Annotated in this window: 29 protein-coding genes; 10 read left to right on the forward strand and 19 right to left on the reverse strand. The window is 68.2% G+C overall.

Annotated features, from left to right (window positions below):
* Position 1 precedes the first annotated feature (1 nt).
* On the reverse strand, positions 2-1546 hold the full coding sequence (guaB, locus tag ACXPWS_RS24500; protein WP_458709141.1) for an IMP dehydrogenase: 1545 nt from the start codon (positions 1544-1546) through the stop codon (positions 2-4).
* Between the two features lie 235 nt (positions 1547-1781).
* Between guaB and ACXPWS_RS24505 the strand changes: the two genes are divergently transcribed.
* Entirely contained in the window at positions 1782-2186 is a 405-nt protein-coding gene (locus tag ACXPWS_RS24505; RefSeq protein ID WP_458709142.1) for a DUF5319 domain-containing protein, read from the forward strand.
* Between the two features lie 28 nt (positions 2187-2214).
* On the opposite strand, the gene ACXPWS_RS24510 is transcribed toward ACXPWS_RS24505, so the two are convergent.
* The 3 genes from ACXPWS_RS24510 to ACXPWS_RS24520 all read right to left on the reverse strand — a co-directional run bounded on the left by ACXPWS_RS24510 (position 2215) and on the right by ACXPWS_RS24520 (position 4919).
* On the reverse strand, positions 2215-3465 hold the full coding sequence (locus tag ACXPWS_RS24510) for an anti-sigma-D factor RsdA (protein ID WP_458709143.1): 1251 nt from the start codon (positions 3463-3465) through the stop codon (positions 2215-2217).
* Positions 3458-4036 carry a sigma-70 family RNA polymerase sigma factor gene (locus ACXPWS_RS24515; protein ID WP_458709144.1) on the reverse strand — a complete coding sequence of 193 codons (579 nt, stop codon included), beginning with the start codon at positions 4034-4036 and terminating at the stop codon, positions 3458-3460. Before ACXPWS_RS24515 ends, ACXPWS_RS24510 begins: the two co-directional genes overlap by 8 nt.
* Before the next feature lie 91 nt (positions 4037-4127).
* Positions 4128-4919: a hypothetical protein gene (locus ACXPWS_RS24520; RefSeq protein ID WP_458709145.1), complete on the reverse strand. Its 792-nt coding sequence runs from the start codon at positions 4917-4919 to the stop codon at positions 4128-4130.
* Positions 4920-5320: 401 nt separating this feature from the next.
* Here ACXPWS_RS24520 and ACXPWS_RS24525 point away from each other — a divergent pair, with 401 nt between their 5' ends.
* Both ACXPWS_RS24525 and ACXPWS_RS24530 read left to right on the forward strand, forming a co-directional pair.
* The gene (locus tag ACXPWS_RS24525; protein ID WP_458709146.1) at positions 5321-5611 is read left to right on the forward strand and encodes a WhiB family transcriptional regulator; all 291 of its coding nucleotides are present in this window, start codon (positions 5321-5323) and stop codon (positions 5609-5611) included.
* Positions 5612-5743: 132 nt separating this feature from the next.
* Positions 5744-6187 (forward strand): OsmC family protein, encoded by a 444-nt coding sequence (locus ACXPWS_RS24530; protein WP_458709147.1) that lies wholly within the window; start codon positions 5744-5746, stop codon positions 6185-6187.
* Between the two features lie 3 nt (positions 6188-6190).
* On the opposite strand, the gene ACXPWS_RS24535 is transcribed toward ACXPWS_RS24530, so the two are convergent.
* The gene (locus ACXPWS_RS24535; RefSeq protein WP_458709148.1) at positions 6191-6589 is read right to left on the reverse strand and encodes a VOC family protein; all 399 of its coding nucleotides are present in this window, start codon (positions 6587-6589) and stop codon (positions 6191-6193) included.
* 200 nt (positions 6590-6789) lie between these two features.
* Between ACXPWS_RS24535 and ACXPWS_RS24540 the strand changes: the two genes are divergently transcribed.
* A complete protein-coding gene (locus ACXPWS_RS24540) occupies positions 6790-8100 on the forward strand; it encodes a S1C family serine protease (RefSeq protein WP_458709149.1) in 1311 nt (436 codons plus the stop codon).
* A gap of 48 nt (positions 8101-8148) precedes the next feature.
* On the opposite strand, the gene ACXPWS_RS24545 is transcribed toward ACXPWS_RS24540, so the two are convergent.
* Positions 8149-8862: a cutinase family protein gene (locus ACXPWS_RS24545; RefSeq protein ID WP_458709150.1), complete on the reverse strand. Its 714-nt coding sequence runs from the start codon at positions 8860-8862 to the stop codon at positions 8149-8151.
* A gap of 285 nt (positions 8863-9147) precedes the next feature.
* On the opposite strand from ACXPWS_RS24545, the gene ACXPWS_RS24550 reads away from it, so the two are divergent.
* Both ACXPWS_RS24550 and ACXPWS_RS24555 read left to right on the forward strand, forming a co-directional pair.
* Entirely contained in the window at positions 9148-9318 is a 171-nt protein-coding gene (locus tag ACXPWS_RS24550) for a hypothetical protein (protein ID WP_458709151.1), read from the forward strand.
* A 58-nt stretch (positions 9319-9376) separates the two neighbouring features.
* A complete protein-coding gene (locus tag ACXPWS_RS24555) occupies positions 9377-10684 on the forward strand; it encodes a carboxylesterase family protein (protein ID WP_458709152.1) in 1308 nt (435 codons plus the stop codon).
* Positions 10685-10782: 98 nt separating this feature from the next.
* Here ACXPWS_RS24555 and ACXPWS_RS24560 read toward each other — a convergent pair whose 3' ends face one another.
* Entirely contained in the window at positions 10783-10908 is a 126-nt protein-coding gene (locus ACXPWS_RS24560) for a hypothetical protein (protein ID WP_458709153.1), read from the reverse strand.
* Positions 10909-11161: 253 nt separating this feature from the next.
* Here ACXPWS_RS24560 and ACXPWS_RS24565 point away from each other — a divergent pair, with 253 nt between their 5' ends.
* Both ACXPWS_RS24565 and ACXPWS_RS24570 read left to right on the forward strand, forming a co-directional pair.
* The gene (locus tag ACXPWS_RS24565) at positions 11162-11650 is read left to right on the forward strand and encodes a hypothetical protein (protein WP_458709154.1); all 489 of its coding nucleotides are present in this window, start codon (positions 11162-11164) and stop codon (positions 11648-11650) included.
* 244 nt (positions 11651-11894) lie between these two features.
* On the forward strand, positions 11895-12170 hold the full coding sequence (locus ACXPWS_RS24570) for a DUF732 domain-containing protein (RefSeq protein ID WP_458709155.1): 276 nt from the start codon (positions 11895-11897) through the stop codon (positions 12168-12170).
* Positions 12171-12224: 54 nt separating this feature from the next.
* Here the strand turns inward: ACXPWS_RS24570 and groL are convergent, their stop codons facing one another.
* The 11 genes from groL to ACXPWS_RS24625 all read right to left on the reverse strand — a co-directional run bounded on the left by groL (position 12225) and on the right by ACXPWS_RS24625 (position 22673).
* A complete protein-coding gene (groL, locus tag ACXPWS_RS24575) occupies positions 12225-13844 on the reverse strand; it encodes a chaperonin GroEL (RefSeq protein WP_458709156.1) in 1620 nt (539 codons plus the stop codon).
* Positions 13845-13959: 115 nt separating this feature from the next.
* Positions 13960-14262, reverse strand: coding sequence for a co-chaperone GroES (gene groES / locus ACXPWS_RS24580; protein ID WP_036421278.1), 303 nt, complete (start codon positions 14260-14262; stop codon positions 13960-13962).
* Positions 14263-14435: 173 nt separating this feature from the next.
* Positions 14436-14885: a nuclear transport factor 2 family protein gene (locus ACXPWS_RS24585; RefSeq protein WP_458709157.1), complete on the reverse strand. Its 450-nt coding sequence runs from the start codon at positions 14883-14885 to the stop codon at positions 14436-14438.
* Complete coding sequence (gene tsaD / locus ACXPWS_RS24590; protein ID WP_458709158.1) at positions 14882-15901, reverse strand: tRNA (adenosine(37)-N6)-threonylcarbamoyltransferase complex transferase subunit TsaD; 1020 nt, start codon at positions 15899-15901, stop codon at positions 14882-14884. The genes ACXPWS_RS24585 and tsaD overlap by 4 nt, the downstream gene beginning before the upstream one ends.
* On the reverse strand, positions 15898-16347 hold the full coding sequence (gene rimI / locus ACXPWS_RS24595; protein WP_458709159.1) for a ribosomal protein S18-alanine N-acetyltransferase: 450 nt from the start codon (positions 16345-16347) through the stop codon (positions 15898-15900). The genes tsaD and rimI overlap by 4 nt, the downstream gene beginning before the upstream one ends.
* Positions 16344-16976, reverse strand: coding sequence for a tRNA (adenosine(37)-N6)-threonylcarbamoyltransferase complex dimerization subunit type 1 TsaB (tsaB, locus tag ACXPWS_RS24600; RefSeq protein ID WP_458713681.1), 633 nt, complete (start codon positions 16974-16976; stop codon positions 16344-16346). The genes rimI and tsaB overlap by 4 nt, the downstream gene beginning before the upstream one ends.
* 32 nt (positions 16977-17008) lie before the next feature.
* A complete protein-coding gene (gene tsaE / locus ACXPWS_RS24605) occupies positions 17009-17473 on the reverse strand; it encodes a tRNA (adenosine(37)-N6)-threonylcarbamoyltransferase complex ATPase subunit type 1 TsaE (protein WP_458709160.1) in 465 nt (154 codons plus the stop codon).
* The gene (locus ACXPWS_RS24610) at positions 17466-18581 is read right to left on the reverse strand and encodes an alpha/beta fold hydrolase (protein ID WP_458709161.1); all 1116 of its coding nucleotides are present in this window, start codon (positions 18579-18581) and stop codon (positions 17466-17468) included. Before ACXPWS_RS24610 ends, tsaE begins: the two co-directional genes overlap by 8 nt.
* Before the next feature lie 5 nt (positions 18582-18586).
* The gene (gene alr, locus ACXPWS_RS24615; protein ID WP_458713682.1) at positions 18587-19741 is read right to left on the reverse strand and encodes an alanine racemase; all 1155 of its coding nucleotides are present in this window, start codon (positions 19739-19741) and stop codon (positions 18587-18589) included.
* An 85-nt stretch (positions 19742-19826) separates the two neighbouring features.
* Positions 19827-21221 carry a glutamate decarboxylase gene (locus ACXPWS_RS24620; RefSeq protein ID WP_458709162.1) on the reverse strand — a complete coding sequence of 465 codons (1395 nt, stop codon included), beginning with the start codon at positions 21219-21221 and terminating at the stop codon, positions 19827-19829.
* 9 nt (positions 21222-21230) lie between these two features.
* The gene (locus ACXPWS_RS24625; protein ID WP_458713683.1) at positions 21231-22673 is read right to left on the reverse strand and encodes an NAD(P)H-hydrate dehydratase; all 1443 of its coding nucleotides are present in this window, start codon (positions 22671-22673) and stop codon (positions 21231-21233) included.
* Between the two features lie 136 nt (positions 22674-22809).
* Here ACXPWS_RS24625 and ACXPWS_RS24630 point away from each other — a divergent pair, with 136 nt between their 5' ends.
* Complete coding sequence (locus ACXPWS_RS24630; RefSeq protein WP_458709163.1) at positions 22810-23187, forward strand: hypothetical protein; 378 nt, start codon at positions 22810-22812, stop codon at positions 23185-23187.
* Between the two features lie 8 nt (positions 23188-23195).
* On the opposite strand, the gene ACXPWS_RS24635 is transcribed toward ACXPWS_RS24630, so the two are convergent.
* Entirely contained in the window at positions 23196-24263 is a 1068-nt protein-coding gene (locus ACXPWS_RS24635; protein WP_458709164.1) for a zinc-dependent dehydrogenase, read from the reverse strand.
* 204 nt (positions 24264-24467) lie between these two features.
* On the opposite strand from ACXPWS_RS24635, the gene ACXPWS_RS24640 reads away from it, so the two are divergent.
* Positions 24468-26453: a PTS mannitol transporter subunit IICBA gene (locus ACXPWS_RS24640; RefSeq protein WP_458709165.1), complete on the forward strand. Its 1986-nt coding sequence runs from the start codon at positions 24468-24470 to the stop codon at positions 26451-26453.
* Positions 26454-26486 lie beyond the last annotated feature (33 nt).

Consider the following 26486-nt stretch of genomic DNA (forward strand, 5'->3'; position numbering starts at 1 on the left):
GCTAGCGGGCGTAGTAGTTCGGCGCTTCGACAGTCATGGTGATGTCGTGCGGATGGCTTTCCTTGAGCCCGGCCGCGGTGATCTGGACGAACTGCGCCTGCTGCAGGTGCTCGATCGTGTTCGATCCGGTGTATCCCATGGCGGCCCGCAAGCCGCCGGTCAGCTGGTGGATGACGGTCGAGAGCGGGCCACGGAACGGCACCCGGCCCTCGATTCCCTCCGGAACCAGTTTGTCCTCGGAGAGCACGTCGTCCTGGAAGTAGCGGTCCTTGGAGAAGCTCTTCTGCGTGCCGCGACCCTGCATGGCACCCAGCGACCCCATGCCCCGGTAACTCTTGAACTGCTTGCCGTTGACGAAGATCAGGTCGCCGGGGGATTCGGCGGTGCCGGCCAGCAGCGAACCCAGCATCGCGGTGGACGCGCCGGCGGCCAGGGCCTTGGCGATGTCACCGGAGTACTGCAGGCCACCGTCGGCGATCACCGGCACACCCTTGGGTGAACAGGCGGCCACCGCCTCCAGGATCGCGGTGATCTGCGGGGCACCGACACCGGCCACCACGCGGGTGGTGCAGATCGAGCCGGGCCCGACGCCGACCTTGACCGCGTCCGCCCCCGCCTCCACCAGCGCCGCGGCCGCGGCCCGGGTGGCGACATTGCCGCCGACCACGTCGACACGCTGACCGACGACCGATTTGAGCCGGCTCACCATGTCCAGGACCAGCCGGTTGTGGGCGTGTGCGGTGTCGACGATGAGCACGTCCACCCCGGCGTCGGCCAGCGTCATCGCCCTGGTCCATGCGTCGTCGCCGATCCCGACAGCGGCACCGACCAGCAGCCGCCCGTCGCTGTCCTTGGTGGCCAGCGGGAACTGCTCGGTCTTGACGAAATCCTTGACCGTGATCAGCCCGGTCAGCTTGCCGTGCCCGTCGACGATCGGCAGCTTCTCGATCTTGTAGCGGCGCAACAGACCGAGTGCGGCCTCGGCGGACACGCCGGCCTGCGCGGTGATCAGCGGGGCCTTGGTCATCACCTCGGCGACCGGCTTGGACTGATCGACCTCGAAGCGCATGTCCCGGTTGGTGATGATGCCGACCAGCGAGCCTTCGGCGTCGACGACCGGCAGTCCGGAGATCCGGAACCGGGCACACATGGCGTCGACCTCGGCCAGGGTGTTCTCCGGCGAGCAGGTGACCGGGTCGGTGACCATGCCGGCCTCCGACCGCTTCACCGTCTCCACCTGGCCGGCCTGCTCGGCCACCGACAGGTTGCGGTGCAGCACCCCCATACCGCCGGCCCGGGCCATCGCGATGGCCATCCGGGACTCGGTGACGGTGTCCATCGCCGAGCTCACCAGCGGGACCCTCAGCCGGATCCGTTTGGTCAGCTGGCTGGACGTGTCCACATTGGCCGGCACCACATCCGAGGCGGCCGGCAGCAGCAGGACATCGTCGAAAGTCAGCCCCAGCATCGCGATCTTCGTCGGATCGTCGCCACCGGTGGGCACCGGTACGACGAAGGGGATGCTGCTGCTTTCAACAACTGACATGGGTGGAGCCTCCAGGAACCAACACGGCCGAGCACAGGCGAGGATCTAAAGGGCCATCTTATCGGCACTGACCTCGATGCTCGTGACTACACCGCCGCAGGACGTCCGTTCGGGTGCCTTGCGGGTACTTCCCCCCGTCGCTTCGCTCGCCCCGCTGACGCTTCCCCCCGTCGCTTCGCTCGCCCCGCCGGGGAACGGCTGGCGCGGATGTGGCGGGGCTGCGTAGGCTAGATCCGTGCGTGATGACCTCCCGCCGGGGCTGCCGCCGGATCCCTTCGCAGATGACCCATGCGATCCTTCGTCGGCGCTCGACGCGATCGAGCCCGGCCTGCCGCTCGATCCCCAGGAACGCAGCGCCGTCGAAGCCGATCTCGCCGATCTGGCCGTGTACGAAGCCTTGCTGGCCCACAAGGGAATTCGCGGGCTGGTCGTGTGCTGCGACGAATGCCAGCAGGACCACTACCACGACTGGGACATGCTGCGCGCCAACCTGCTGCAGCTGCTGGTCGACGGAACCGTCCGCCCCCATGAACCTGCCTACGACCCCGAACCCGATGCCTACGTCACGTGGGACTACTGCCGCGGCTACGCAGACGCGTCACTCAACGAGGCCACCTCGGAATCCGACGGGTACCGCTGATCTTCTGAACTGCACACGTGCCCGGTGGTCAATGACCGCCGGGCATTGTGGTCGTTGTCACGACCACCTCGGGTGCGCGCTGCGGGGTTGACGGCTCCGCCGCCGGGGCCTTGGTCGTCTGCACCGGTGCCTGAGCGGCCTCCTCGGGGGTGCGCGGGGCCTGTGTGCGAGCCGGCGGTGCGCTCGGTTCCTCCTGCTGCACCGGCGGTGCCACCGATGCGGGCGCCGGCGGTGCCACCGCGCTCGGCGCCACCGTGGTGGTCGTGGCGGTGCGCGCCACGGTCGCCTGGGTGGTCGTGGTGCTGGGCGGCACGGTCGTCGTCGTGGTGCTCGGCGCCACCGTCGTCGTGCTGGGCGCCACCGTCGTGGTGGTGGTGGTGGTGCTCGGGGCGACCGTGGTGGTCGTCGCGCTCGGGGCCACCGACGTGGTCGACGTGCTCGACGGCGCCGGGTCCGACGTCGTGGCGGTGGTGCTGGTGGACGCCGAGGTTTCAGTGGTTTCCGATGCCTGGGTGGTCGTGGTCAACAGCACCTCGGGCCCCGTCGTCGTGGTCACATCGGTGACCGACGGCGCCGTGCTGGTGTCGGTGGGGCTTTCGATCACCGGCAGCGGCAGCAACGTCAGCGGCGAGGACGGCAACACCGGCAAGGGCTCCCCCACCGGCGGCAGGGTGGCGGCCGGGTTCTGTTCGACGACCTTGTAGGTCAACGCATTCCACTGCTGGATCAGCTCGGACTTGCGTTCGACGGTCTCGACGCTCTGCACCTTGGTCGACAGGGCGGCCAGCTTGTCCTGCGCCTGGTCCCATTGGCCGGTGTCGATCAGCTGCTGCACCTGCTGCATCTCGGTCTGAGCCGCGAGCACCACCGCGTCATCGCGGGTCTGCTTCTGGTCGCCAAACAACATGGTGTGCAGGCCGTACAGACCATCTCCGGGATCTGCGCTGTACACCACCGAGGCAAAACCACCGAGGCACAGCACCGCGGCGGCCGCCGAACCGATCACGGCCAGCGATCGCCGGTTGCGCCGCCGCGAGGAGAAGTCCAGGGCGTTGTGCAGGGCCTCCTCGGCTTCACGCGGCGGGACCACATGCTCGATCGGTACCTGACGGACCTCGTCCCGCCAGCCGGAGAGCAGGAAGGCCAGCTCGGCATCGGCGCGGTCGGTGGAGTACACCGGCTGCTCGGTGGCCAGCGCGTCGAGGAACTTGTCGGCGCGGTTGATGTCGTTGAGGGAGGGATCGCCTCCGTTGGAGGTCCAGCGGCCGAAATCAGGCATAGTCGCCACCGCCCGCACCGATCTCGGACTTCAACTTGGCCAGCGCACGATGCTGGGCGACCCGCACGGCGCCAGGGGTGCTGCCGACGGCCTCGGCGACCTCTTCGGCGCTCATGCCGACCACGACGCGCAGGATGATGATCTCGCGTTGCTTCTCCGGCAGGGTGGCCAGCAACCGGTCCATTCGGGCGGACGCCTCGGAGTCCAAGGCACGCTGTTCAGGCCCGGCTTCCCCGGAGAACCGCTCCGGCACCACATCGGTGGGCTCAGAGCGGTTACGCGCGGACGCCCGGTGGGCATCTGCGATCTTGTGCGCAGCGATGCCGTACACGAATGCCAGGAAGGGTCGCCCCTGATCCTGGTAGCGCGGCAGCGCCGTGATGGCGGCCAAGCACACCTCCTGCGCAATATCGTCAGCCGATAGACCACTTCGTTCTGCTGACCCGATCCGCGCCCGGCAATACCGGACGATGATCGGGCGGATGGTCTCCAGCACCACCCGGAGTGCATCCCGATTGCCTGCCACCGCATCAGCGACGACATCATCGAGACGTTCTCCCGAAATTGTCATCGTGGGCGATATCTCCAGCGTTACGTAAGGGACACATCCGGGCAGGATGTGCGTCAGATAAACACTAACGATCCAGGCGGGCCGAACCGCTTCAGCGACGCGACCACACGCCGCCTCTGCGTCGCACTGTATCGGCGGCAGCGTCCCGAACAGCGGCGACGTGCGCGGGTGGATGGACGGCACTGCCGATGTCGGCGAGCAGGCATCCCAGCGCCCACTGCAGCGGAACCAGGCCGAACCGCTGCGCGTCGGCCAGCGCCTCGTCGGCGACCCGCCGCGCCTGCTCAAGGCGACCGTCGCAGCACAGGGCGGCCGCAAGCACCACCGCGGACTTGACCGTGTGCCGCGGCGAGCCGGTCACCCCGGACAGTTCCACCGCTCGCTCGGCGTGTGCGACGGCGGCCGCTCCGGCACCGCCGGCCATGTTCAGTTCGGCCGACACCCACCGCAGCCGTACCGGCAGCCGGGCGGGTCCGGAAGCATCGAGCAGGTGCGTCGCGCGTTCGAGCAGCCGGGCCGAGAGCGCCAGCCGGCCCAGCCCGAGAGCGTCGGCCGCGAGACCCACCAGTGCGTCGACACCGGCCTCGGGGTCCCCGCCGGCCGCAGCCCAGGCTCGTCCATCCCAACCGCGCGCCACGCGGTGCCCGCCGAGCTGACGCAGGAACGAGGCGCGGGTGCTGTGTGCCAGCGAGACCAACGGGCCCGGGCCGGCCGCCCGGACGATGCCGACCAAGTCGGCCAACGCACTGCCGTAGCGACCCTGGCCGCCGGCCGCGACGGCGCGCAGCCACCGATCCCGCTGTGAGGTCGCCGTTGGCAGCGGCCAGAGGTCCGGTCGAGCGCCGAAAGCCGCGTCGGCCAGCGATGTTGTCGGGGTGATCATCGAATCGCGACGCTATCAATCCGTCTGGGGCGGGTCGCGGGCGACGTGATGCACCCAACCTTGGTTAACACTTGATGGTCGCAGTGTTTCCGGCAGATCAACTACCGCTCACCTACTAATCAATTGCAAACGCAGCGAACAGCGGAAATACACACAAGTGTCAACTTCGCAGCACTTGTTGAACACTCTTCTCGTTGCGTGCGGGTCGCAATGATGAACGTGATGTAAATTCTCACGCTGCTGCTATGCGGTTACGCACAGGACCTGGGTATTGACGGTTTTTCGGTAGCCCTTCTACGTTGTGTGCACGAGTAGTCATCGGCGACAAGAGCTCGGATCGGTTCCGCGACTCACGCACTTACGCGTTTCGCGAATTAGGTGCGACGAGAGGGGTTTTCCAAATGCCACAGCCGCAGCAACTACCCGGACCAAATGCCGACATTTGGGACTGGCAAATGGCAGGACTTTGCCGAGGTGTCGATTCATCGATGTTTTTCCATCCGGACGGCGAGCGCGGCCGGGCCCGCGCCCAGCGCGAGATGCGGGCGAAGGAAATGTGCCGCAGCTGCCCGGTGGTCACCCAATGCCGTTCACATGCCCTGGCCGTCGGTGAGCCATACGGAATCTGGGGCGGACTGAGCGAATCCGAGCGCGAACTGTTGCTCAAACGCGGTATTCGCCGCACCGCCTGATATCGATCTGATGGAAGTGCCCCGCCCGGCTATGCCCCCGGCGGGGTACTTCGGCGTGTGAGGCCGGTTGGCATCGCGACGGCAGTGGTAGACCTTGACCCGTCCGCGTGCACGCACCGCCCAGGAGGTCCCATGCCCACCGACCCGTCCACCGAGGGCACCGTGATCGTCACGGAGACCGGCACCGGGCCCTACACCCAGGAAATCATCGCCGGAGAGCACCGGTTGACCGCCGACGAACCACGTCCGGTCGGCGACGACGACGGACCGACCCCGTACGACCTGCTGCTCGCCGGGCTGGGGGCGTGCACCTCGATGACGGTTCGGATGTATGCCAACCGCAAGGACTGGCCGCTGCGGCAGGTTCGGGTGACGCTGCGGCATTCGCGTATCCACGCCAAGGACTGCGCCGAATGCGAGACCACGATCGGGTGGATCAGTCAGATCGACCGCGAGATCGAGTTGACCGGCGACCTCGACGACGGCCAGCGCCAGAAGCTGATGGACATCGCCGAACGCTGCCCGGTACATCAGACGCTGACCGGACAGGTCCGGATCTCCAGCACGTTGCGCTAGGCCTTAAAACACCCGGTGCGGGACCAGCACCACCCGCCACCGGTCGGGATCCTCGAACGTCAACGCGCCCACCTTGTTCCAGTACGGATTCTCCGGCTCGACGGGTTCGTGCCCGGCCGCGGCGAGACGCTCGACCACGTCGTACATCTGCGCCTCACCATGGAAGTACAGCACCAGCAAATTGTCCAGAGTCGGTGCCGGACAAGGACTCCCAGCGACATGGGTGGTGAACTCGAGGTGATACTCGGTCCCGGGCAGCCCCACCATGACACCGCTGTACCCGTCATGGTTCTCGAACCGGTAGATGATCGGCAGTCCGAGATGCTCGGCGTAGAACCGCTCGACCTCCACCAGTCGATCGGTGGGCCGGGCGACGCGGATCTGGGCGAATTCGATGGTCACCCGCCGAGTGTCCGACCTGAACTGCCGTTGAGGTCAAGCCGGAACCGATGTGACGTGGATGACGGCACCGGTTACCAAAGAGCGGCCGAAATCTCGGACTGGGCAGAGCAAACTCTCAGTCCAGTCTCAGACACCGCCGGATGATTGTGGTTAAGCAACTGTGCTCTTTGAAGATTGAAGAAAGTGACGCACACACCACGATGACAAGCCCACAGCAGCAACCCTTTCAGCCGCCCGAGCCGAATTCCCCTCTGACCCAGCCGATCCCGCGCGCCTACGATTGGCGCTACGCGACCCAACCGCCGGTACCCGGGTTCCATCAGGCCGCGGGCCGGGCCGATACGGTAGCGGCGGGCCGCAAGCGCTCGCGCGGCGGACTGCTCGCGGTCGGGGCGCTTGCGGTCGCGGTGGCCAGCGGCGGGATCGGTGCCTCCGCGGCGTGGATGGCACATCCGGACAACGCCGTGCCCGCACAAGCCGTCGCCTCCCCCGCGCCCACCACAAAGGCGCCCGCCACCGCGCCGGCCGCCAAGGCGCCTGCCGGTTCCGTCGAACAGGTCGCGGCCAAGGTGATGCCGAGTGTGGTGAAACTGCGGATCGAGATGGGACAGGGCCAGGCCGAGGGTTCCGGGGTCGTGCTGACCTCCGACGGCCTCATCCTGACCAACAACCATGTGGCGGCGGCCGGTTCGAACAGCGCCGACGGTGCGCAACCCGCCTCGATGGACGGCGGCGGTGTCACGCGGACGGTGACCTTCTCCGACGGCCGTTCGGTGCCGTTCACCGTGGTGGGCACCGATCCCAGCGGGGACCTGGCCGTCGTCCATGCCGAGGGCGTGTCGGGACTGACGCCGATAGCCATCGGATCGTCCAAGGACGTCAAGGTGGGCCAGCAAGTGGTGGCGATCGGGTCACCGCTGGGTCTGCAGGGCACGGTGACCACCGGCATCGTCAGCGCGCTGAACCGGCCGGTGGCCGCGGGTGACGGCTCGGGCGGTCAGGCTTCGGTTCTGGATGCCATCCAGACGGATGCGGCGATCAACCCGGGCAACTCCGGGGGCGCGCTGGTGAACATGAACGGCGAGCTGATCGGGCTGAACTCGGCGATCGCCACCCTGGGCGCGGGCCAGGGCGGTCCCGGCGGCGGCAGCGCCGAGAGCGGCTCGATCGGGCTGGGCTTCGCCATCCCGTCGGATCAAGCGAAGCGCATCGCCGACGAATTGGTGTCCACCGGTACCGCCAGCCACGGGTCGTTGGGGGTGCAACTGAGCACCAGCGCCACCGCCAGTGACGGTGCCGCAATCGCCAAGGTGGCCGACGGCGGTCCGGCCGCGACGGCCGGTATCCCCGACGGCGCGGTGATCACCAAGGTCGACGATCAGGTCATCGATGGGCCGGAGGCTCTGGTCGCCGCCGTGCGGTCGAAGGCGCCGGGCGACAACGTCGCCCTCACCTATCAGGACCCCTCGGGCGGCGCCCAGACGACGCAGGTCACCCTCGGCAAGGCGTAGTCAACCCATGCAGACGGCCGCCGCGATGTTTCGCGGCGGCCGTTTCGGCTAGGTGGCCTGGGGTACCGGCGGCGCGGATGACCCGAGTTGGCGGATCACGAAATCGGCTGCCTGGTCGGCCATTCCGTTGTCACGATAGGCACTGTGTGCGGCCCGGTCCAGGCTGATGCCGGCCGAGCAGACCGGGTCACCGGGGGCACACAGCGCCAGCGTCTTGGTCTGATAGCGACTACCGATCTCGATCGGTGGTGCGTCGTGGTCGGCCAGGCCGAGGAACAACGGCGACGGTGTGCCGAACAGCACCACCGCGGCGACATGCGGGGCAACCGATGCCGGCATCGGGCCGGAAAGGCCTGCCGGAAGCGCGAATCCGACCGGCACGCTGTCCATCGTGGCGTAACTGGCGACCGCGGCCCCCTGCGAGTAGCCACCCAGCACGATCTTGGTGTTCGGGCAGCTGGCGACCGTCGATTCGACGGTGTCCGCGGCGTCGGCGACACCCTGGGCGGCCGCCGCGAAATCCAATGAGGCCGGGTAGTTCACCGCGTAGGAACTCACCGAGCCGCCGGGCAGCCGGGCGGTGAGCGCGTCGACGAAGGCCTGACCGGTGGCGCCGACCCCGGGTGCCTCGAAGGTTCCCCGTGCGAAGACGACGTCGACATCCGGGCAGGTGGGTGCCGCGGCCGCGGTGGCCTGCGGCCCGAACAGGGCGGTGAGGGACAGACCCGCCGCGACGAACGTGGATCCGGTGGCGAGCTTCATGGTGTTTCCTCCCGAGGACCGTCTGTTGATGCGCTAAGCGTCCCGTGGTGAGGGCGGCACCACATCGCTGCTGGCAACCAGCTGTGAATACCGGCTAGCAGGTAGACCAGACGGGGGCCAGCCGGGATGCCCGCGCCGCCGGTGGGCTGCTGTTCGGGCCGCGGCAGCCCGTGTCCGCACTCATTACTGCCAACCGTGCATCAATTCCTGCCGCGCGGAATGATACTGCCGGACAACCGGTTTCAACGATCAGAGTACCAACGACCACAGAGGAAGATGATCGACATGAAGAAGTTCGGATTCGCCACCTTGATCGCCAGCAGCATGACCGCCGCCGTTCTGGGCCTGGCGGCCCCCGCCCAAGCCGCGATCGGCGCGCCGGTCGGCCCCACCTACAGCGTCGACAACCACGACGAGGTCAACACCACCAACGGTTTCGTCGACCAGGCCTTCTGACCCGAGTAGCCCGACACCCCCGGCCCGATGGGCCGGGGGTGTTCCGTATCGTCGTCATGTGGCGACCCGGCGTATCGACAACGGCAGCGCCACCGTCTTGGTGAATGAAGACAACGGCTTGATCACCGCACGCGGGATGCGCTATGCGACGGCCGCGCGGTTCGCCGCACCGGAATTGCTCCCAGCCCATGGTCAGATCGACGCAACCGAGCGAGGTCCGGCATGCCCTCAGCTTCCGTCCCGGTTGAATTTCGTGACGGGGGCGGTCATCGACGGGCTGCCCATCAGCGAGCAGTGCCAGGTGCTCAGTGTCTCAGCGCCGGCGGACGCCCACCGACTGCCCGTCATGGTGTGGTTCCACGGCGGGGCTTACGTCTCCGGCAGCGGCGAGTCGTCCAAATACGACCCCGATGTCTTATGTGCCGAGGGCCGCGTCGTCGTCGTCACCGTCAGCTACCGGTTGGGCGTCTTCGGCTACCTCAATCTGCACGACCCCGGCGTCGCGAATCTCGGTCTGCGCGATCAGATATGCGCCCTGCAGTGGGTCCGGGACCACATCTCGGCATTCGGTGGCGATCCGTCCCGGGTGACGATATTCGGCCAGTCCGCCGGCGGCGATTCGGTGATGTCGCTGATGTTGTCCCCGCAGACTTCCGGCCTGTTCACCCGGGCCATCCTGCAGAGCGCCCCCTTGGGCCTTCCGGATGGCCGTCCGGCAATGGCCGAGGCCATGCGCGACGCGGCGACGGCGGCGCTGTCCGGGGTGCCGGCCGACGAAGCCAGTGCCGCACAGCTACTCGACGCGCAGGTGGCGGCCGGCAAAGAAGCTCAGCGGTTCGGCCGACTCGGGCTGATGGCGTTCGCACCGACCATCGGCTCGGCACCACTGCCCGCTGTCGCTGACATACCGGCCCAGATCGCCGATGCCGCAACACGTATCGAGATCCTGGTGGGCTACACGCGCGACGACGCGCGGCCGTTCGTCTCGATGGATCCGCGCGGTGCTCAACTCCGACGACTCGGACCGGCGGGCACCCTCCTGTCAGCGGCCTTCGGACGCATCATGACTCGACGCATCTTCGGCCGGCCGGCAATCGAACTCGCCGATACCTGGGTGCGAGCGGGCGGGCGCAGCGCGACATTCCGCGTCGACTGGACACCCCAGCAGGCCCCGTTTGGCGCCTGCCACTGCATCGAGCTACCGCTGCTGCTGGGCTGCCGCGGCGCCTGGGCCGGCGCCCCGATGCTCGGGCCGCCACCGCAGCCGGTCGACGAAGACCTGGGGCGCCGCACCCGTGCCCTGTGGAGCGGCTTCGCGTGGAACGGTCTGGACGCGTTGCCGCCGGCACCGCTGCGCATCGGGTGACCGGGGAACCGGTCGGCAGTCGACTCCGAGAAGTGATGTCACTTTGCCGCTTCCGTCATGGCGACGATCGAACGTCGCGACGGTCGCGGAGAATCGGGTCACCACTCGTCATCGTCATCGTCATCGTCGAGCGGTGGGCGCGGCTTGCGCATCACCACCACCGCCCAGATCACCCCACCGATCAACGCTGCAAGGATCGCCAAGAAGGCCAATTGTCCCGCCATGTAGGCCATTGTCATTCCTCCCCAGAGCGGCTCAGCGCGCGATGTCGGCGTCGCCAAGCACGGAAATCGTTGCAGCCCAGTATCATTCCGCCACGCCGAATCCCCAACCGGCAGAATCCCCGGTCCTGAGGGTACCGCACAACTCGTACCGGAGTTGGCGTCAGTTCACTGGCCGCGAGGCGGTTTCCGACCGGGCAGGTGTAACTCCTGCGGCGTAAGCGCCGAATACCGATCAGAGACCTAGGAGGATTTCTTGAGGGCGAACCGTTGTTACCCCGCCGCGGTGGTGGCGATCGCCGCCGTCCTGGGCATCGCCCCGGCGCATGCGAGCCCGTTGCCGGATTTCTGCGCACCGGCGGTGGACAACGTCTGCACCACGCGATTGATGTCGGTGACCGACGATGCCGTCAACGGGACGATCACCGGCACCCCCGTCGGCGGCGGAGCTCCGGTGACCCTCGCCGGGCAAGGAGAGGCGTATCTCAAGTCGGTGGGATTCGGCACCGCGCTGCCGGAGGCCGTGCAGAACTGGGACACCGCAATCGACCAGGTGAGGAACCTGTCCGTGAACGCCTCCGATCCCAACTGGTACGGAAACGCCAAGGCCCGGGTGTTCCTGCCCAGGACGCTCAACGGGCTGGCCACCCGGTTTCCCGACGGCAGCCTGGTCGTCCGGTTCACGCCCGACGACACCCAGCCGGGCCTTTTCCGACTGGTGTCCATCCAGCCGACGCCCCGGTGACTCCGGCGCCGACTGTGCTGGCTGTGTACAGATATCGATGACATCCGTGCACAGCGCCCACGGTCGAGCGCGAATTTTCCAGCGCATGGCGGCCACCGGCGATACCTGTCAATCGGCCGCGATCACGGCTGGGACATCCTAATGTTGGGCAGGTAATCGCAATTGCCGCAGTCAGCTGCTGCGGCGGGAGAACCGGGGGCGGAACATGCGAAAACACCTTGCAATGGGAATCGGGGCCGCGGTAGTGCTCGCCGGCGGATTTGTCGGCACACCGCCGGCGTACGCGGACGATCAGTCATTTCTCAACGAACTCCGGGCCAACAATTTCCCGGGTCTTTCTTTCGCAGGCCAGCAGATGCCCGACGGCGCCGCCGTGGCACAAGGGTATATGGCCTGTAACCGGATGCGTCTCGGGCAATCAGCCGACGACTTGATCGCACAGGTGAATCCTGCCGACACCAACATCGGTCGAATGCTGGTGCACGCAGCGCAACACAATCTCTGTCCCGACACCCTGTGAATCACGAAAACACCCCCGGTCCAACAGGACCGGGGGTGTTTCTGATCAGCTGACTCAGTGCGAGTGGCCGTGATGGCCGTGCCCGTGGTCTTCCTCCTCGGCCGGCTTCTCGACGACAGCCGTCTCGGTGGTGAGAATCATCCGCCCGACCGACGCCGCGTTCAGCACTGCGGAACGGGTCACCTTGACCGGGTCCACGATGCCCTCGGCGAGCAGATCGCCGTAGGTCAGTGTGGCGGCGTTGAAGCCCTGACCATTGGGCAGCTCGCTGACCTTGTTCACCACGACCGAGCCGTCCAGGCCGGCGTTGGTGGCGATCCAGTACAGCGGTGCGGACAGCGCCTTGGCGAAGACCTCGACACCGAGCAGTTCGTCGCCCGACAGCGAGCCGCGCAGGGCGTCCAGCGCAGCGCTGGCCTGCACCAGGGCCGCGCCACCACCGGTGACGATGCCCTCTTCGACGGCAGCCTTGGCCGCCGAGACGGCGTCTTCGACGGCTTCCTTGCGCTTCTTCAGGTCGGTCTCGGTGGCCGCGCCGACCTTGATGACGGCGACGCCACCGGACAACTTGGCCAACCGCTCCTGCAGCTTCTCCCGGTCCCAGTCCGAATCGGTGTTCTCGATCTCGGCGCGCAGCTGCGCAACCCGCGCCTCGATGGCGTCCTTGGTGCCGCCGCCGTCGACGATCACGGTGCTGTCCTTGGTGACCACCACGCGCCGGGCCGAGCCCAGCACGTCGAGGCCGGCCTCGCGCAGCAGCAGACCCACATCGGGGTTGACGACCTGACCGCCGGTCACGACGGCGAGGTCGTCCAGGAACGCCTTGCGGCGATCACCGAAGAACGGCGCCTTCACGGCGACGGCCTTGAGGGTCTTGCGGATGGCGTTGACCACCAGGGTGGACAGCGCCTCGCCCTCGACATCCTCGGCGACGATCAGCAGCGGCTTGCCGGCCTGGGCCACCTTCTCCAGCAACGGCAGCAGGTCGGGCAGCGAGGTGACCTTGTCACGGTGCAGCAGCACCAGCGCGTCCTCGAGCACCGCTTCCTGGGAATCGAAGTCGGTGACGAAGTACGCCGAGATGAAGCCCTTGTCGAAGCCGACGCCTTCGGTCACCTCGAGTTCGGTGTTCAGCGTGGAGGACTCCTCGACGGTGACGACACCGTCGTGGCCGACCTTGGTGATCGCCTCGCCGACCAGTTCGCCGACCTCTTCGTCACGCGACGACACGGTGGCGACCTGGACGATGGACTTCTTGTCCGACACCGGGGTGGCGGCGGCCAGCAGGGCTTCCGACACCGCGTCGGCGGCCTTGGCGATGCCGGCACCCAGCGCGATCGGGTTGGCACCGGCTGCCACGTTGCGCAGGCCGGCCTTGACGATGGCCTGGGCCAGCACGGTGGCGGTGGTGGTGCCGTCGCCGGCGACGTCGTTGGTCTTGGTGGCGACCGACTTGACCAGCTGGGCGCCGAGGTTCTCGAACGGGTCGGCGAGGTCGATCTCGCGGGCGATGGTCACACCGTCGTTCGTCACGACCGGCCCACCGAACGCCTTGGCCAGCACCACGTGGCGGCCACGCGGGCCCAGGGTCACCCGGACGGCGTCGGCGAGCTTGTCGACACCGGCTTCCAGCGCCCGGCGCGCAGTTTCATTGAATTCGATCTGCTTGCTCATAAATGTCCTCTAGGTTTCACTGCCGTCGCTTCGCTCGCCCCGGCAGGGGTGAACGCATACCGCCCCGGACATCACCCGTGCGGACACGAGGATCTCCGGGGCGGGACACGGATGCTTACTTGTTGACGACAGCCAGCACGTCGCGGGCCGAGAGGATCAGGTACTCCTCGCCGCCGTACTTGATCTCGGTGCCGCCGTACTTGCTGTAGATGACGGTGTCGCCTTCGGCAACGTCCAGGGGGATCCGCTTCTCGCCATCCTCGTCCCAGCGGCCGGGGCCAACTGCGACGACGGTGCCTTCCTGCGGCTTTTCCTTGGCGGTGTCGGGGATGACCAGACCCGAAGCGGTCGTGGTCTCGGCCTCGTTGGCCTGAACGAGGATCTTGTCCTCGAGTGGCTTGATGTTGACTGCCACGATGGAGCCCTCCACTTAGTTCGGTGTGGGTCCGGGTTTCCCGGACCCTGCTGTTTTCCAGGTGTTCGGCAGAGGTCCGTGCCCTCGCTCCGTCGTCGCGGGTGCCGGCGCTGGGACTGGCCGCTGCCAACTAGCACTCTATACACGAGAGTGCTAGCACTCAAGGACGGGCTCCACTATCGCCCGTACTGCGCCGGGTCGACGTTCAGATGGGCGGACACATCCCCGACCATCTCGACATCCACGATCCGCTCGGTGAAATACCAACCGGCCTCGTCACGCGCGAACACGTCGGCATACCGGCCGACCACGATCGGCTGCAGCGGCACCGTCTCGGTTGCCTGTACGACGACGAAGGTGGACCGCGCGGTGGCGGTATCCCCGACGACGTCGACGATGGGGTTCAGCACCAGGTGGCGGGTCCGGGGCCGATTACCGTGCTCGGGATAGCGGCGGGTGGTCATCGCGAACAACCCGGCGATCTTCTCGGCCCCCGACACCGTCCCCGACGCCGGGCCACCGAATGACGCCCGGCCCAGCAACTGGCCGACCGCGTCGAAGTCGCCGGCGTCGATCAACTCGGCGTAGGTGTACAGCAGCCGGGTGACGGCCGCAGAACTACTCACGCCACCTGCCCCTTCACCACCGGCAGGCCCGGATCGCTGGCCACATTCAGCGGCGACGGCGGCGCCCCCGCGTCGATCAGGTGCGCGGCGAACGAGGCGATCATGGCCCCATTGTCGGTGCACAGCCGTGGCCGCGGCACCCGCAACGTCAGCCCGGCCGCCGTGGCGCGCTGGTCGGCCAGTTCGCGCACCCGGGAGTTGGCGGCCACCCCGCCCGCGATCAACAGCGTCGACACCCCCAGGTCGGTGGCCGCACGCACCGCCTTCGCGGTCAGCACGTCGGCGACCGACTCCTGGAAGCCCGCGGCCACATCGGCCGCCGAGAAATCCGGGTTCTTCTCGATGTGCCGAGCCACCGCCGTTTTCAGCCCGGAGAAGCTGAAGGTGTACCGGCCATCGCGCGGTCCGGTCATGCCGCGTGGGAACACGATCGCGGTCGGGTCGCCGGTGCGGGCCAGCTCATCCAGCGGCCGCCCGCCCGGATAACCCAGGCCCAGCAGCCGCGCCACCTTGTCGTAGGCCTCCCCCGCGGCGTCGTCGACGGTGCTGCCCAGTTCGACGATCGGCTGCCCGAGCGAACGCACATGCAGCAGCTCGGTGTGCCCGCCCGATACCAGCAGCCCCACACATTCCGGTAGTGGACCGTGGTCGTAGACGTCGGCGGCCAGGTGCCCACCCAGGTGGTTGACGGCGTAGAACGGCACGCCCCAGGCCGCGGCGTACGCCTTGGCGGCGGCGACGCCCACCAGCAGCGCCCCGGCCAGGCCGGGGCCGATGGTGGCCGCGACCACGTCGGGCCGGCTCACCCCGGCTGTCTGCAGCGCGCGGCGCATGGTCGGCCCCAGTGATTCCAGATGGGCACGAGAGGCGATCTCGGGCACCACACCGCCGAACCGGGAGTGCTCGTCGACACTGGAGGCGACCTCGTCGGCCAGCAGTTCGACGTTGCCGTCCTGAAGTCGCGCGATGCCGACTCCTGTTTCGTCACAAGAACTTTCGATGGCAAGAATGATCACGTGGGGTCCCGCTTCATGGTGTAGGCGTCGGCGCCGCTGACCTTGTAGTACCGCTTGCGCAGTCCCACGGTGGTGAAGCCGGCGCTCTCGTAGAGGGTGATCGCCGCGTCGTTGTCGGTGCGTACCTCCAGGAACACCGCACCGCGCCCGGCGAACTCCAGCAGGTCGGCGAGCAGCCGGCGGCCGATGCCGTGGCCCTGGTAGTCCGGATCGACGCCGATGGTGTGCACCTCGTACTCGAACGGCGGGATCCGGCCCAGCCGGGCGATTCCGGCGTAGCCCACCAGCAGGTCCCCGTCGCGCGCGGCCACGTAGTGATTGTGTTTGGCGGCCAGCGCATTCAGGAAGGCCGATGGCGGCCACGGATCATCCCCGGCGAACAGTTGCGCCTCCAAGTCCGCGCAGCGGTCGGCATCCAGAGTCGTCAGCGCGTCGATCACCGTCACGCCAGGCCCCGTTCGGCCAGCGACTTGGCGTCCGGGCGGCGCAGGTACAGCGGGACCAGGGCCGGCGGCTCCGCGTCCCAATCTGCCACGGCCGCAACAAGTTCCTTCGACGAAGGATACTCCGGTCCGATCACCGGAAGCCCGAACGACGTGGCGTGTGCGGGCGAACCCGCGACCGACCGGACACCGTCGGCGGCCACGTCGGCGGCGGCCGCGACCTCGGGCCCGCCGATGCGCACCCCGTCGCGGTAGCGCGCCCAGTAGACCTCGCGGCGGCGGGCGTCGGTGACCACCAAGACATCTCCGTCGGTGGCCCCGCCGATCGCGTCGAGGCTGCACACCCCGAACACCGGGATGTCCAGGGCATGGCCGTAAGCCGCCGCGGTGGCCATCCCCACCCGCAGGCCGGTGAACGGGCCTGGGCCGCAGCCCACCACCACGGCATCCAGATCACCCACGGTTCGTCCACTGTCAGCAAGGGCGGCAAGCACATTCGGCGTCAAGCACTCGGCGTGCGCACGGGCGTCGACGGTGATCCGCTCGGCAAGTGTGGTGATCGTGGTGTCGGTCACCTGCACGATCCCGGCGGTCACCGCGGGGGTGGCGGTGTCGATGGCCAGCACCAACATCGCCCCGGGGCGAGCCGAGCGGCGGGGATCGGTCACAGCCGGCTCCAATTCCAGGTCGCGGTGCGGGTGTCGGTGTCGGCGTCGCGCTCCAGCCGGATGTCCAGGTGGTTCTCCGACAGCCGTTCGGCCAGCCCCTCACCCCATTCCACCACCACCACGGCGTCCTCCAGCTCGGTGTCCAGATCCAGCGAATCCAGTTCGCCGAGAATGTCGTCGGTCTGATCCAGCAACCGGTAGATGTCCACATGGATCAAGGCCGGCGCCCCGGGTCGGCGCGCCGGATGCACCCGGGCCAGCACATAGGTCGGCGACGTCACCGGCCTGTCCACGTCCATCGCCCGGGCGATTCCCCTGGCCAGCACCGTCTTTCCGGCCCCCAACGGTCCGGCGAGCACCACCACGTCACCCGCGCGCAGTTCGGCGCCCAACCGCACACCGAGTGCGATGGTGTCGGCCTCGGTCGCGAGCACCGCGGTACCGCCGGCCCGGTCAGCCATGCCGGGCCCGTTCCTTCAACCGCCGGGTCAGCGCGACGAGCCTGGACGGGGTGGCACGTTCCACCAGACGCACCAGAGCGTCATCGATCACCTCTGGCTGTTCCAGCTGCACCAGGTGCCCGGCATCCTCCACCACCACCAGTTCCGACTTGGGCAGCGCGTCCGCCATCTGCTGCGAGTACTCCATCGGGGTCAGCAGATCATGGTCACCGCAGGCGATGAGCGTCGGGATCTTCGCCAGCGTCGTCAGCGCGGCCGTCTCGTCGTGCACTTCGAGGGCGTGCAGAAATCCGACCATGGTGGTCATCGGCGTTTCGTGCATCATCTTCTCGGAGAACGCCACCACGCTACGGCTGACCAACTCGTCGCCATAGGAGGCGGCGCGCAGCACCGGACCGATGACCAACCGGGCAGCGCCGCGGCCGCGGTTGACCGCCTGCGGGGCATACCGGACCGCGAACCTGGCGGCCTCCAGGGCCGGATTCTTCAGGATCTCACCGAGCGGAGACCGCGAAACCCCTTCCGCCGCAGACGCTATCAACGCGACACCGACGATCCGGCTGCGATAACGGTTCGGGAACTGGCGGGCATGGGATAGCACCGTCATCCCGCCCATGGAATGGCCGACCAGCACCACGGGTCCGCGTGGCGCCATCACCGCCAACACCGCCTCCAGATCCTGGCCCAACTGCGGCACCGTGAAAGTGTCGGCCGGGGCGTCCCCGGACAACCCGTGCCCGCGCTGGTCATAGAACACCATCCGCACCTGGTCGCCCCATTGTTCGGCGAGCCGGGCCCGCTGGAAATGGAACGCGCCCATGCGCAGACAGAAGCCGTGCGCGAACACCACCGTCAGGCGCGCATCGGCAGGTCCCACCTCACGCACCGCCAGCGGTACCCCGTCCGGGGTGGTGACCACGACGCTGCGGTCAGCCTTCAGGAGTTCGAAATCCTCGTCCACGTACGGATCGTGCTCGCTGAACCGCCGGCCCACCGAGCGCGCGACGGACACCCCGGCCACCGAGCCCACCGCGACCAGTCCGGCGATACCGGCCAACCAGGGCGCCCGGCCCCGGTCGGGGTGCGGCCCGGTCACTTCGTCGGTCACCGGCGTCAGCCCGCCTCGCCCTTGTAGACGCGGGTGATCCGGCCGCGCGGACTGGTGACCACCTCGTAGTTGATGGTTCCCAGCAGGTCGGCCCAGTCCTGGGCGGTGGGTTCGCCATCGTCACCCGGGCCGAACAGGATCGCTTCGTCGCCGACGGTCACGTCGTGGGGCCCGGGGCCCAGGTCGACCACGAACTGGTCCATGCAGATCCGGCCGACCCCGGGGCGGCGCCGGCCGTTGATCTGTACCTCGATGCGACCGCTCAGCGGCCGGTAGACACCGTCGGCGTAGCCGATGGGCAGCAGCGCCAGCGTGGTGTCGTGCGGGGCGATCCAGGTGTGACCATAGGACACCCCTTCCCCGGCCTGCACGGAACGCAGAAGTGCGACAGGACATTTCAGTGTCATCGCGGGCCGCAAACCCATATCGCCGAGTTCGGGGATGGGGCTCTGCCCGTACAGCGCGATGCCGGGGCGGATCATGTCGTAGGCCAGGTCGTGGCGGGTCATCGCGGCGGGCGAGCTGCACAGGTGCGCGATCTCGAACTCGACCCCGGCGTCGCGGCTCGCGAGGCGCATCTGTTCGAAGCGCAGCGCCTGCCGGTCGGTGGCCTCCGGGTGCGCCGGGTCGTCACCGTTGGCGAGATGGCTCATGATGCCGCGCAGCCGCAGCGCACCGTCTGCTGCGCCGCGGCGCAGCGCGGCGAGCACCTCCGGCAGGTCGGCGGCGGCCACCCCGTTGCGGGTCATCCCGGTGTCGACTTTCAAGGTGGTCACCGCGGTGGTCCCGGTGCGCCGCGCAGCGTCGAGCAGGGCGCCGATCTGGGTCAGCGAGGACACCGCGATCTGCACGCCGGCGGCCACCGCCGGCCCGAAATCGGTGCCCGGGGTGTGCAGCCACGCCAGGACCGGCGCGGTGATGCCGTCGCGGCGCAATGCGAGCGCCTCGTCGACGGTGGCCACCCCGAGTTCACCGGCCCCGGCGGCCAGAGCGGCGCGGGCAACCTGGGTGGCACCGTGACCGTAGCCGTCGGCCTTGACCACGGCCATCACCGTGGCCGACCCGGCATGACCACGCAGAACGCCCACATTGTGGGCGACCGCATCGAGATCGATGAGGGCCTGCGCGCCAAGAACGTCGGTTGTGTGCATCGCCACCATTTTCTCATGCCCGCGAACGTGAGCCCGTGCGCGCAGACTGCCCGAGACGTCGATCACATGCCCACGTCCGGTGGGTCCGGGTCACTCAGTGCGCGAACGGCTGGACCTCGTCGAAGTGTCCGTTCGGCTTCAGCTGGTCCAGATGCGCCAGCGCCGTGATGGTGTCTTCCTTCAGCGCCCTGGCCAGGTCCGCGGAGAACCCTTCGCGGACCACCACCCGCAACACCGTGACGTCCTGCGCCCCTTCGGGCATCGTGTACGCCGGCACCTGCCAGCCGTAGGCGCGCAACGCATGGGAGACGTCGAACTCGGTGTAGCCGGGATCGCCCTTGAGCCGGAAGCTGATCACCGGGATGGCCGAGCCGTCGGTGATGATCTCGAAGTGTTCGCTGACCCGCAGCTGGTCCCCCAACCACCGCGCGGTCTGCGACAGACACTGCATGACCTGGGTGTATCCGGCCCGGCCCAACCGCAGGAAGTTGTAGTACTGGCCGACCACCTGGTTACCGGGCCGGGAGAAATTCAGTGTGAAGGTCGGCATGTCACCGCCCAGGTAGTTCACCCGGAACACCAGATCTTCGGGCAGATGCTCGGCACTGCGCCACACCACGAACCCGATGCCGGGATAGGTCAGCCCGTACTTGTGGCCGCTGACGTTGATCGACACCACCCGGGGCAGCCGGAAATCCCATTGCAGGTCCGGATGCAGGAACGGGACCACGAACCCGCCGCTGGCCGCGTCGACGTGCACCGGCACGTCGACCCCGCCGCCGGCCGCCAGCTCGTCGAGTGCGGCGCAGATCTCCGCGATCGGCTCCAGCTCGCCGGTGAAGGTGGTGCCCAGGATGCCGACGACCCCGATGGTGTCCTCGTCGACTGCCTCGATGACCTGCTCGGGGGTGATGACATAGCGGTTCTCCGCCATCGGCAGGTAGCGGGGTTCGACATCGAAGTAGCGACAGAACTTCTCCCACACCACCTGGACGTTGGAGCCCAGCACCAAGTTGGGGGTGCGCCCCTTCCAGGCGCCCTCTTTTCCGGCGCCGACCCGCTCCCGCCAGCGCCATTTGAGCGCCAGCCCCGCCAGCATGACCGCCTCACTGGAACCGATGGTCGACACCCCGATCGCGGTGGACGGGTCGTCGTCGCGCAGCCCCTCGGCGTGGAACAGGTCGGCCACCATCGCCACGCAGCGCGCCTCGATGGCCGCCGTGGCGGGGTACTCGTCCTTGTCGATCATGTTCTTGTCGAACGTCTCGGCCATCAACTTGTCGGCCTCGGGTTCCATCCACGTGGTGACGAAGGTGGCGAGGTTCAGCCGGGAGCTGCCGTCGAGCATCAACTCGTCGTGGATGAACCGGTAGGCGGCCTGGGCGTCCATCGATTCGTCGGGCAGCCGCAAAGCCGGCACCGGGTCGGTGGACAGCCGCCCGGTGTAGGCGGGTGAGATGGTCGGGCCGGGGGTGTGCCGTGCTGGCATGTGTTGTCCTTACTGGAGTTTGGCAACGGATGAACGAAGGTGGGCCAGGATTCCCTCGGCCGCGGTGGGCACCGCACGCGGTCCCGGGTCGGCAGCCGACAGTCCCGCGGCGCGTGCGTGCACGAACGCCGCCATCGCCGCCGCTTCGGCCGGCGGCAGGCCGGCGGCCAGCAACGCGCCGATGACGCCGGAGAGCACGTCGCCGGATCCGGCGGTGGCGGCCCAGGATTGACCGGCCGGGTTGAGGTAGGCCATCTTCGGCCCATCCCCCGTCGCTTCGCTCGCCCCCGGTCCGGCGATGACCGTGACGTTGCCCTTCAGCAGCACGGTGGCGCCGAGCCGCTGCGCGAGTTCGCGCGCGGCTCCGACCCGGTCCGGCCCGACCGGATGGCCGGCCAGCCGCTGATACTCACCGGCGTGCGGGGTGAGAACCGTTGGGGCGTTGCGGTTTTGCACCAACTCCGGATGGGCGGCCAGCATGGTCAGCCCGTCGGCGTCGACGATGACCGGCAGCTCGGTGTCCAATGCGAAACGCAGTGCCGCGGCGGCCGATTCATCGGTGCCAAGCCCGGGCCCGACGACCCACGCCTGCACCCGGCCGGCAGCGTCGGCCCGCGGCGCGGCCACCACCTCGGGCCACCGCGTCACCACCTCCGCGGCTGCGCTGCCGGCGTACCGGACCATCCCCGAGGTCGCGGCCACCGCCGCACCGGTGCACAGGATCGCCGCGCCTGGATAGGTGGCGGACCCGGCCAGGATTCCGGTGACGCCCTGGGTGTACTTGTCGTCGTGGGGCCCGGGCATCGGCCAGCGCGCCAGGACGTCGCCGGCTTCGAGACCGCGCACCGCGCTGTCGGGCAGGTCGAGTCCGATGTCGATCAGTTCGACGCGTCCGCACTCCCCCAGGGCGTGCACGGGTTTGCGGCCACCGAAGGTGACGGTGCAGACCGGATGTACGTGCGGACCGTCGGCGGCCCCGGTGTGTGCGTCGACCCCGCTGGGGATGTCGACGGCGATGACGGGTGCGTCGGCGGCCTCGAACACCGCTGCCGCGTCGGGGCGCAACGCACCGCGGCCGGAAATCCCGACGACGCCGTCGAGCACCAGATCGGTGGTCGCCGGGATGGCATCCACCACGCGCCCACCGGCCCGGCGGAACGCCGCCAGCGCGCCGGCATGGGCGCGGTCGGGGTTGAGCAGGACCGCCGCCGCCGCCACGCCGCGCCGGCGCAGGTATGTCGCCGCCCAGAGCGCGTCACCGCCGTTGTCCCCCGAACCGACGACCGCGCACACCTGGCGTCCGGCCACGCCGGCGAAGCGGGCCCGCAGCTCGGCCAGCACGACCGTCGCCAAGCCATAGGCGGCCCGGCGCATCAGCGCGCCATCGGGCAGAGATGCCAGCAGAGGCGCTTCGGCGGCGCGGATCTCGTCGGCGGTGTAGTAATGCCGCATGTGCCCCCGTTCAGCCTCGATATGCGCGCGCGCCAACACGTTACGCGCCGAGCCTGACCTGCGGGCCGGATCGTCGAGTCGACCCGGCGAAGCGCACGCCTTGATCCGGTGGTCGGCGCGGCTAAAGTAACCGCTCATGACCTACGGCTACTCGCCGTTGCCGCCACCACCGCCGGCGCCGACGCCGCCCCGCTCAGGCGCCGACCTCGCGGTGTCCATCACGTTGCTGATCCTGACCTACCTCGGCGGCGGCTCCGCCGCGGTGCTGGCGGTGTTCATGCTCGCCTTCACCGACTACTGCCCGCCCGACACCTGCAACATCGACGCCGGGGTCACCGCGGCGATCACGGGTTTCGGGGTGGCGGCGTTGATCGCCATCGTCGGCACGGTGCTCAGCATCGTGGCCATGGTCCGGCGCACCCGGGCGTGGCCGTGGGCACTCGCGACGTTGGTGCTGTGCGGGCTGGCCTGCGCCCTCGCGATGGCCGGGTATATCAGCTCGGTGAGCGGCTGATACCGGCGTCAGACCGCGCTCGGCTCCACGGTGACCTTGATGGCCTCGCCCTTCTTCACAATGTCGAACGCGTCCAGCACGTTGTCGATCGGGATGTGCCGGGTGATCAGGTCCTTGACGGGCACCTGCCCCGTCGAAATGTATTGCAGGGCACGCTTGTTGTGCTCGGGAGCTGATCCGTTGGCGCCGTGGATGTGCAGCTGGCGGTAGTGCACGACGTTCGAGTCGCAGGTGATGGTCGGGTCCGTCTTGGGCAGCCCGCCGAAGAACGAGATCCGGCCGTTGCGCGCGGCCATCGCGATGGCCTGCTCCTGGGTGATGTTGGCAGCGGTGGCGGTGATGATGACGTCGGCACCCCGCCCATCGGTCAGCTCCATCACGCGTGCCACCACATCTACCTCGGCGGCGTTGATCGTCTCATCGGGATGCACCGCGTCGGCCGAGATCTTGAGCCGGTGGTCGTTGACGTCGACCAGGTACACCGGGCCGGCGCGGTGCACACCGCGGGCGATGCGGATGTGCATACAGCCGATCGGCCCGGCGCCGAATACCACGACGGTGTCGCCCTCTTCGATTCCGAGCAGGTCCTGGGCATTGATGGCACAGGCGAACGGCTCGGCCGCCGATGCCTCGTCGAAGCCGACGTTGTCCGGAATACGGTTCAGCCCATCGACTTTGAGCACCTGGCGCGGCACGATCATGTACTCGGCGAATCCACCGTCGTACTGGTATCCGACCGAGGTCTGGTTCTGGCATACCGCCATCCAGCCTTTGCGGCATTCGTGGCATTCGCCGCACGGCACCGCCGCGATGACCTGCACCCGATCGCCGGCCTGCCAGTCGGTCCCGTGCGCCGAATTGACGTTGGCACCGACCTCGACGATCTCGCCGGCCACCTCATGCCCGAGGGTGCGCGGTGGTGTCAGGTTCTGGTGCCCATTGTGGAAGATCTTGACGTCGGTGCCGCAGGTCGAACAGTTCCGCACCCGGATCTTGACCTCGTCGGGGCCGCACTGGGGCTCCGGCACGTCTTCCAGGCGGACATCCTCCGGCGCGTAGTAGCGGAGAGCTTTCATGACGGTCCTCCCGTGTCGACGGCGTGACTGCTGGGGTGAATCGAGGGCTTCAGGCACTGACTGTAACTTCAAAACGGTCATAACTCCACATTTTTCTCTGCCCATTTACGTCTGAATGCTTGCATTTATGCCCACTTGTGCGGTTAACTTGCGGGCATGTGATCGGCGTCACCAAGCTGCCGGCAGAATCTCGGAGGTCACAAGATGTCCCTGGTCGATACCCCCGCCCGCCCCGATGGGGACACCCCACGCCAAGGCGCGCGCGTGCGGGTGCAGAAGCTGGGCACCGCGCTGTCGAACATGGTGATGCCCAATATCGGCGCGTTCATCGCCTGGGGGCTGATCACCGCCCTGTTCATCAAGACGGGCTGGCTGCCGGGCATCTTCCACGGACTGCAGGACCCCGGCGGCTGGGTCGCCAAGATCGGCGGCTGGGGCGACTACGACGGGGCGGGCATCGTCGGCCCGATGATCACCTACCTGCTGCCGATTCTCATCGGCTACACCGGCGGGCGGATGGTGCACGGTAACCGCGGAGCGGTCGTCGGTGCGATCGCCACCGTCGGCGTGGTGACCGGCGCCGACGTGCCGATGTTCATGGGCGCGATGATCATGGGGCCGGTCGGCGGCTGGGCCATGAAGAAACTGGACGCCGTGTGGGAGGGCAAGATCCGCCCGGGGTTCGAGATGCTGGTGGACAACTTCTCCGCCGGCATCCTGGGCATGATCCTGGCGGTGTTCGGCTTCTTCGGAATCGGGCCCATCGTCTCGGCGTTCACCCGCGGGGCCGGCAACGTCGTCGACTTCCTGGTGGCGCACGATCTGCTGCCGCTGACATCGATCTTCATCGAACCGGCCAAGGTGCTGTTCCTCAACAACGCCATCAACCACGGTGTGCTCACCCCGCTGGGCACCACCCAGGCGTTGGACGCCGGCAAGTCGATCCTGTTCCTGCTGGAGACCAATCCCGGCCCGGGCCTTGGAATCCTGTTGGCGTTCACGGTGTTCGGGCGCGGTATCGCCCGAGCCTCGGCGCCGGGTGCGGCCATCATCCAGTTCTTCGGCGGTATCCACGAGATCTACTTCCCGTACGTGCTGATGAAGCCGAAGCTGATCGCCGCGACCATCCTCGGCGGGATGACGGGGGTCTTCATCAACGTGCTGTTCGGTTCCGGCCTGCGCGCCCCGGCCGCGCCCGGTTCGATCATCGCCATCTACGCCCAGACCGCCAACGGCAGCTTCCTCGGTGTCACCCTGTCCGTGCTGGGAGCCACCGCGGTGTCGTTCACCGTCGCGGCGCTACTGCTCAAGACCGACCGTGCCACCGAGGATCCGGACCTGGCCGCGGCCACCGCCGAGATGGAGTCCCTCAAGGGCAAGCGCTCCAGCGTCGCCGCCGCTCTCACCGGCTCCGCCGCACGGCAGCGGATCGAGAGCATCGTGTTCGCCTGCGACGCCGGGATGGGATCGTCGGCGATGGGCGCCTCGGTACTGCGCAAGAAGGTGCAGGCGGCCGGCTTCGGCGATGTCAAGGTCACCAACCAGTCCATCGCCAACCTGACCGACACCTACGGACTGGTGGTCACCCACCGTGATCTGACCGACCGCGCCCGGCAGCGGACGGGTTCGGCCCTGCACGTCTCGGTCGACGATTTCATGAGCACACCGCGCTACGACGAGATCGTCGAACTGCTGCAGCAGACCAACGGTCAGGGCACCACCGCGGTCACCGAACAGCCGGCCGAACCGGCCGGCGCGGACGACGACGTGTTCCGGTTGGACTCCATCGTGCTGGCCGGCTCGGCCTCCAACGCCGAGGAAGCGATCACCGAGGCCGGCCGCTTACTGGTGGCCGCCGAGGCGGTGGACCCGTCCTATGTGGACGCGATGCACGAGCGGGAGAAGTCCGTGTCCACCTACATGGGCAATGGGCTGGCCATCCCGCACGGCACCAACGAAGCCAAGAGCGCGATCCGCAAGACCGGCATCTCCTTCGTCCGGTACGCCGACCCCATCGACTGGAACGGCAAGCCCGCCGAGTTCGTCGTCGGTATCGCCGGGGCGGGTGAGGACCACATGGCGCTGCTGACTCGCATCGCCCATGTGTTCCTGGACAAAGACGAAGTCGCCCGGCTGAGGCAGGCGGGCACGGCCGAGGAGATCAAGGCAGTGCTCAGCGCGAGCAAGTAAGTTCACAGGACCCGGGCCGCCGGCCCGGGCCCT

This window comes from Mycobacterium sp. BMJ-28 (genome assembly GCF_054404835.1).

What these genes read in the sequence shown, in the direction of transcription:
- guaB (WP_458709141.1), bottom strand. Translation starts at nt 1,546, where the DNA reads ATGTCAGTTGTTGAAAGCAGCAGCATCCCCTTCGTCGTACCGGTGCCC.
- ACXPWS_RS24510 (WP_458709143.1), bottom strand. Translation starts at nt 3,465, where the DNA reads ATGCCTGATTTCGGCCGCTGGACCTCCAACGGAGGCGATCCCTCCCTC.
- ACXPWS_RS24515 (WP_458709144.1), bottom strand. Translation starts at nt 4,036, where the DNA reads ATGACAATTTCGGGAGAACGTCTCGATGATGTCGTCGCTGATGCGGTG.
- ACXPWS_RS24520 (WP_458709145.1), bottom strand. Translation starts at nt 4,919, where the DNA reads ATGATCACCCCGACAACATCGCTGGCCGACGCGGCTTTCGGCGCTCGA.
- ACXPWS_RS24525 (WP_458709146.1), top strand. Translation starts at nt 5,321, where the DNA reads ATGCCACAGCCGCAGCAACTACCCGGACCAAATGCCGACATTTGGGAC.
- ACXPWS_RS24530 (WP_458709147.1), top strand. Translation starts at nt 5,744, where the DNA reads ATGCCCACCGACCCGTCCACCGAGGGCACCGTGATCGTCACGGAGACC.
- ACXPWS_RS24540 (WP_458709149.1), top strand. Translation starts at nt 6,790, where the DNA reads ATGACAAGCCCACAGCAGCAACCCTTTCAGCCGCCCGAGCCGAATTCC.
- ACXPWS_RS24545 (WP_458709150.1), bottom strand. Translation starts at nt 8,862, where the DNA reads ATGAAGCTCGCCACCGGATCCACGTTCGTCGCGGCGGGTCTGTCCCTC.
- ACXPWS_RS24550 (WP_458709151.1), top strand. Translation starts at nt 9,148, where the DNA reads ATGAAGAAGTTCGGATTCGCCACCTTGATCGCCAGCAGCATGACCGCC.
- ACXPWS_RS24560 (WP_458709153.1), bottom strand. Translation starts at nt 10,908, where the DNA reads ATGGCGGGACAATTGGCCTTCTTGGCGATCCTTGCAGCGTTGATCGGT.
- groL (WP_458709156.1), bottom strand. Translation starts at nt 13,844, where the DNA reads ATGAGCAAGCAGATCGAATTCAATGAAACTGCGCGCCGGGCGCTGGAA.
- tsaB (WP_458713681.1), bottom strand. Translation starts at nt 16,976, where the DNA reads ATGTTGGTGCTGGCCATCGACACCGCCACCCCCGCGGTGACCGCCGGG.
- tsaE (WP_458709160.1), bottom strand. Translation starts at nt 17,473, where the DNA reads ATGGCTGACCGGGCCGGCGGTACCGCGGTGCTCGCGACCGAGGCCGAC.
- alr (WP_458713682.1), bottom strand. Translation starts at nt 19,741, where the DNA reads ATGGTGGCGATGCACACAACCGACGTTCTTGGCGCGCAGGCCCTCATC.
- ACXPWS_RS24620 (WP_458709162.1), bottom strand. Translation starts at nt 21,221, where the DNA reads ATGCCAGCACGGCACACCCCCGGCCCGACCATCTCACCCGCCTACACC.
- ACXPWS_RS24625 (WP_458713683.1), bottom strand. Translation starts at nt 22,673, where the DNA reads ATGCGGCATTACTACACCGCCGACGAGATCCGCGCCGCCGAAGCGCCT.
- ACXPWS_RS24630 (WP_458709163.1), top strand. Translation starts at nt 22,810, where the DNA reads ATGACCTACGGCTACTCGCCGTTGCCGCCACCACCGCCGGCGCCGACG.
- ACXPWS_RS24635 (WP_458709164.1), bottom strand. Translation starts at nt 24,263, where the DNA reads ATGAAAGCTCTCCGCTACTACGCGCCGGAGGATGTCCGCCTGGAAGAC.
- ACXPWS_RS24640 (WP_458709165.1), top strand. Translation starts at nt 24,468, where the DNA reads ATGTCCCTGGTCGATACCCCCGCCCGCCCCGATGGGGACACCCCACGC.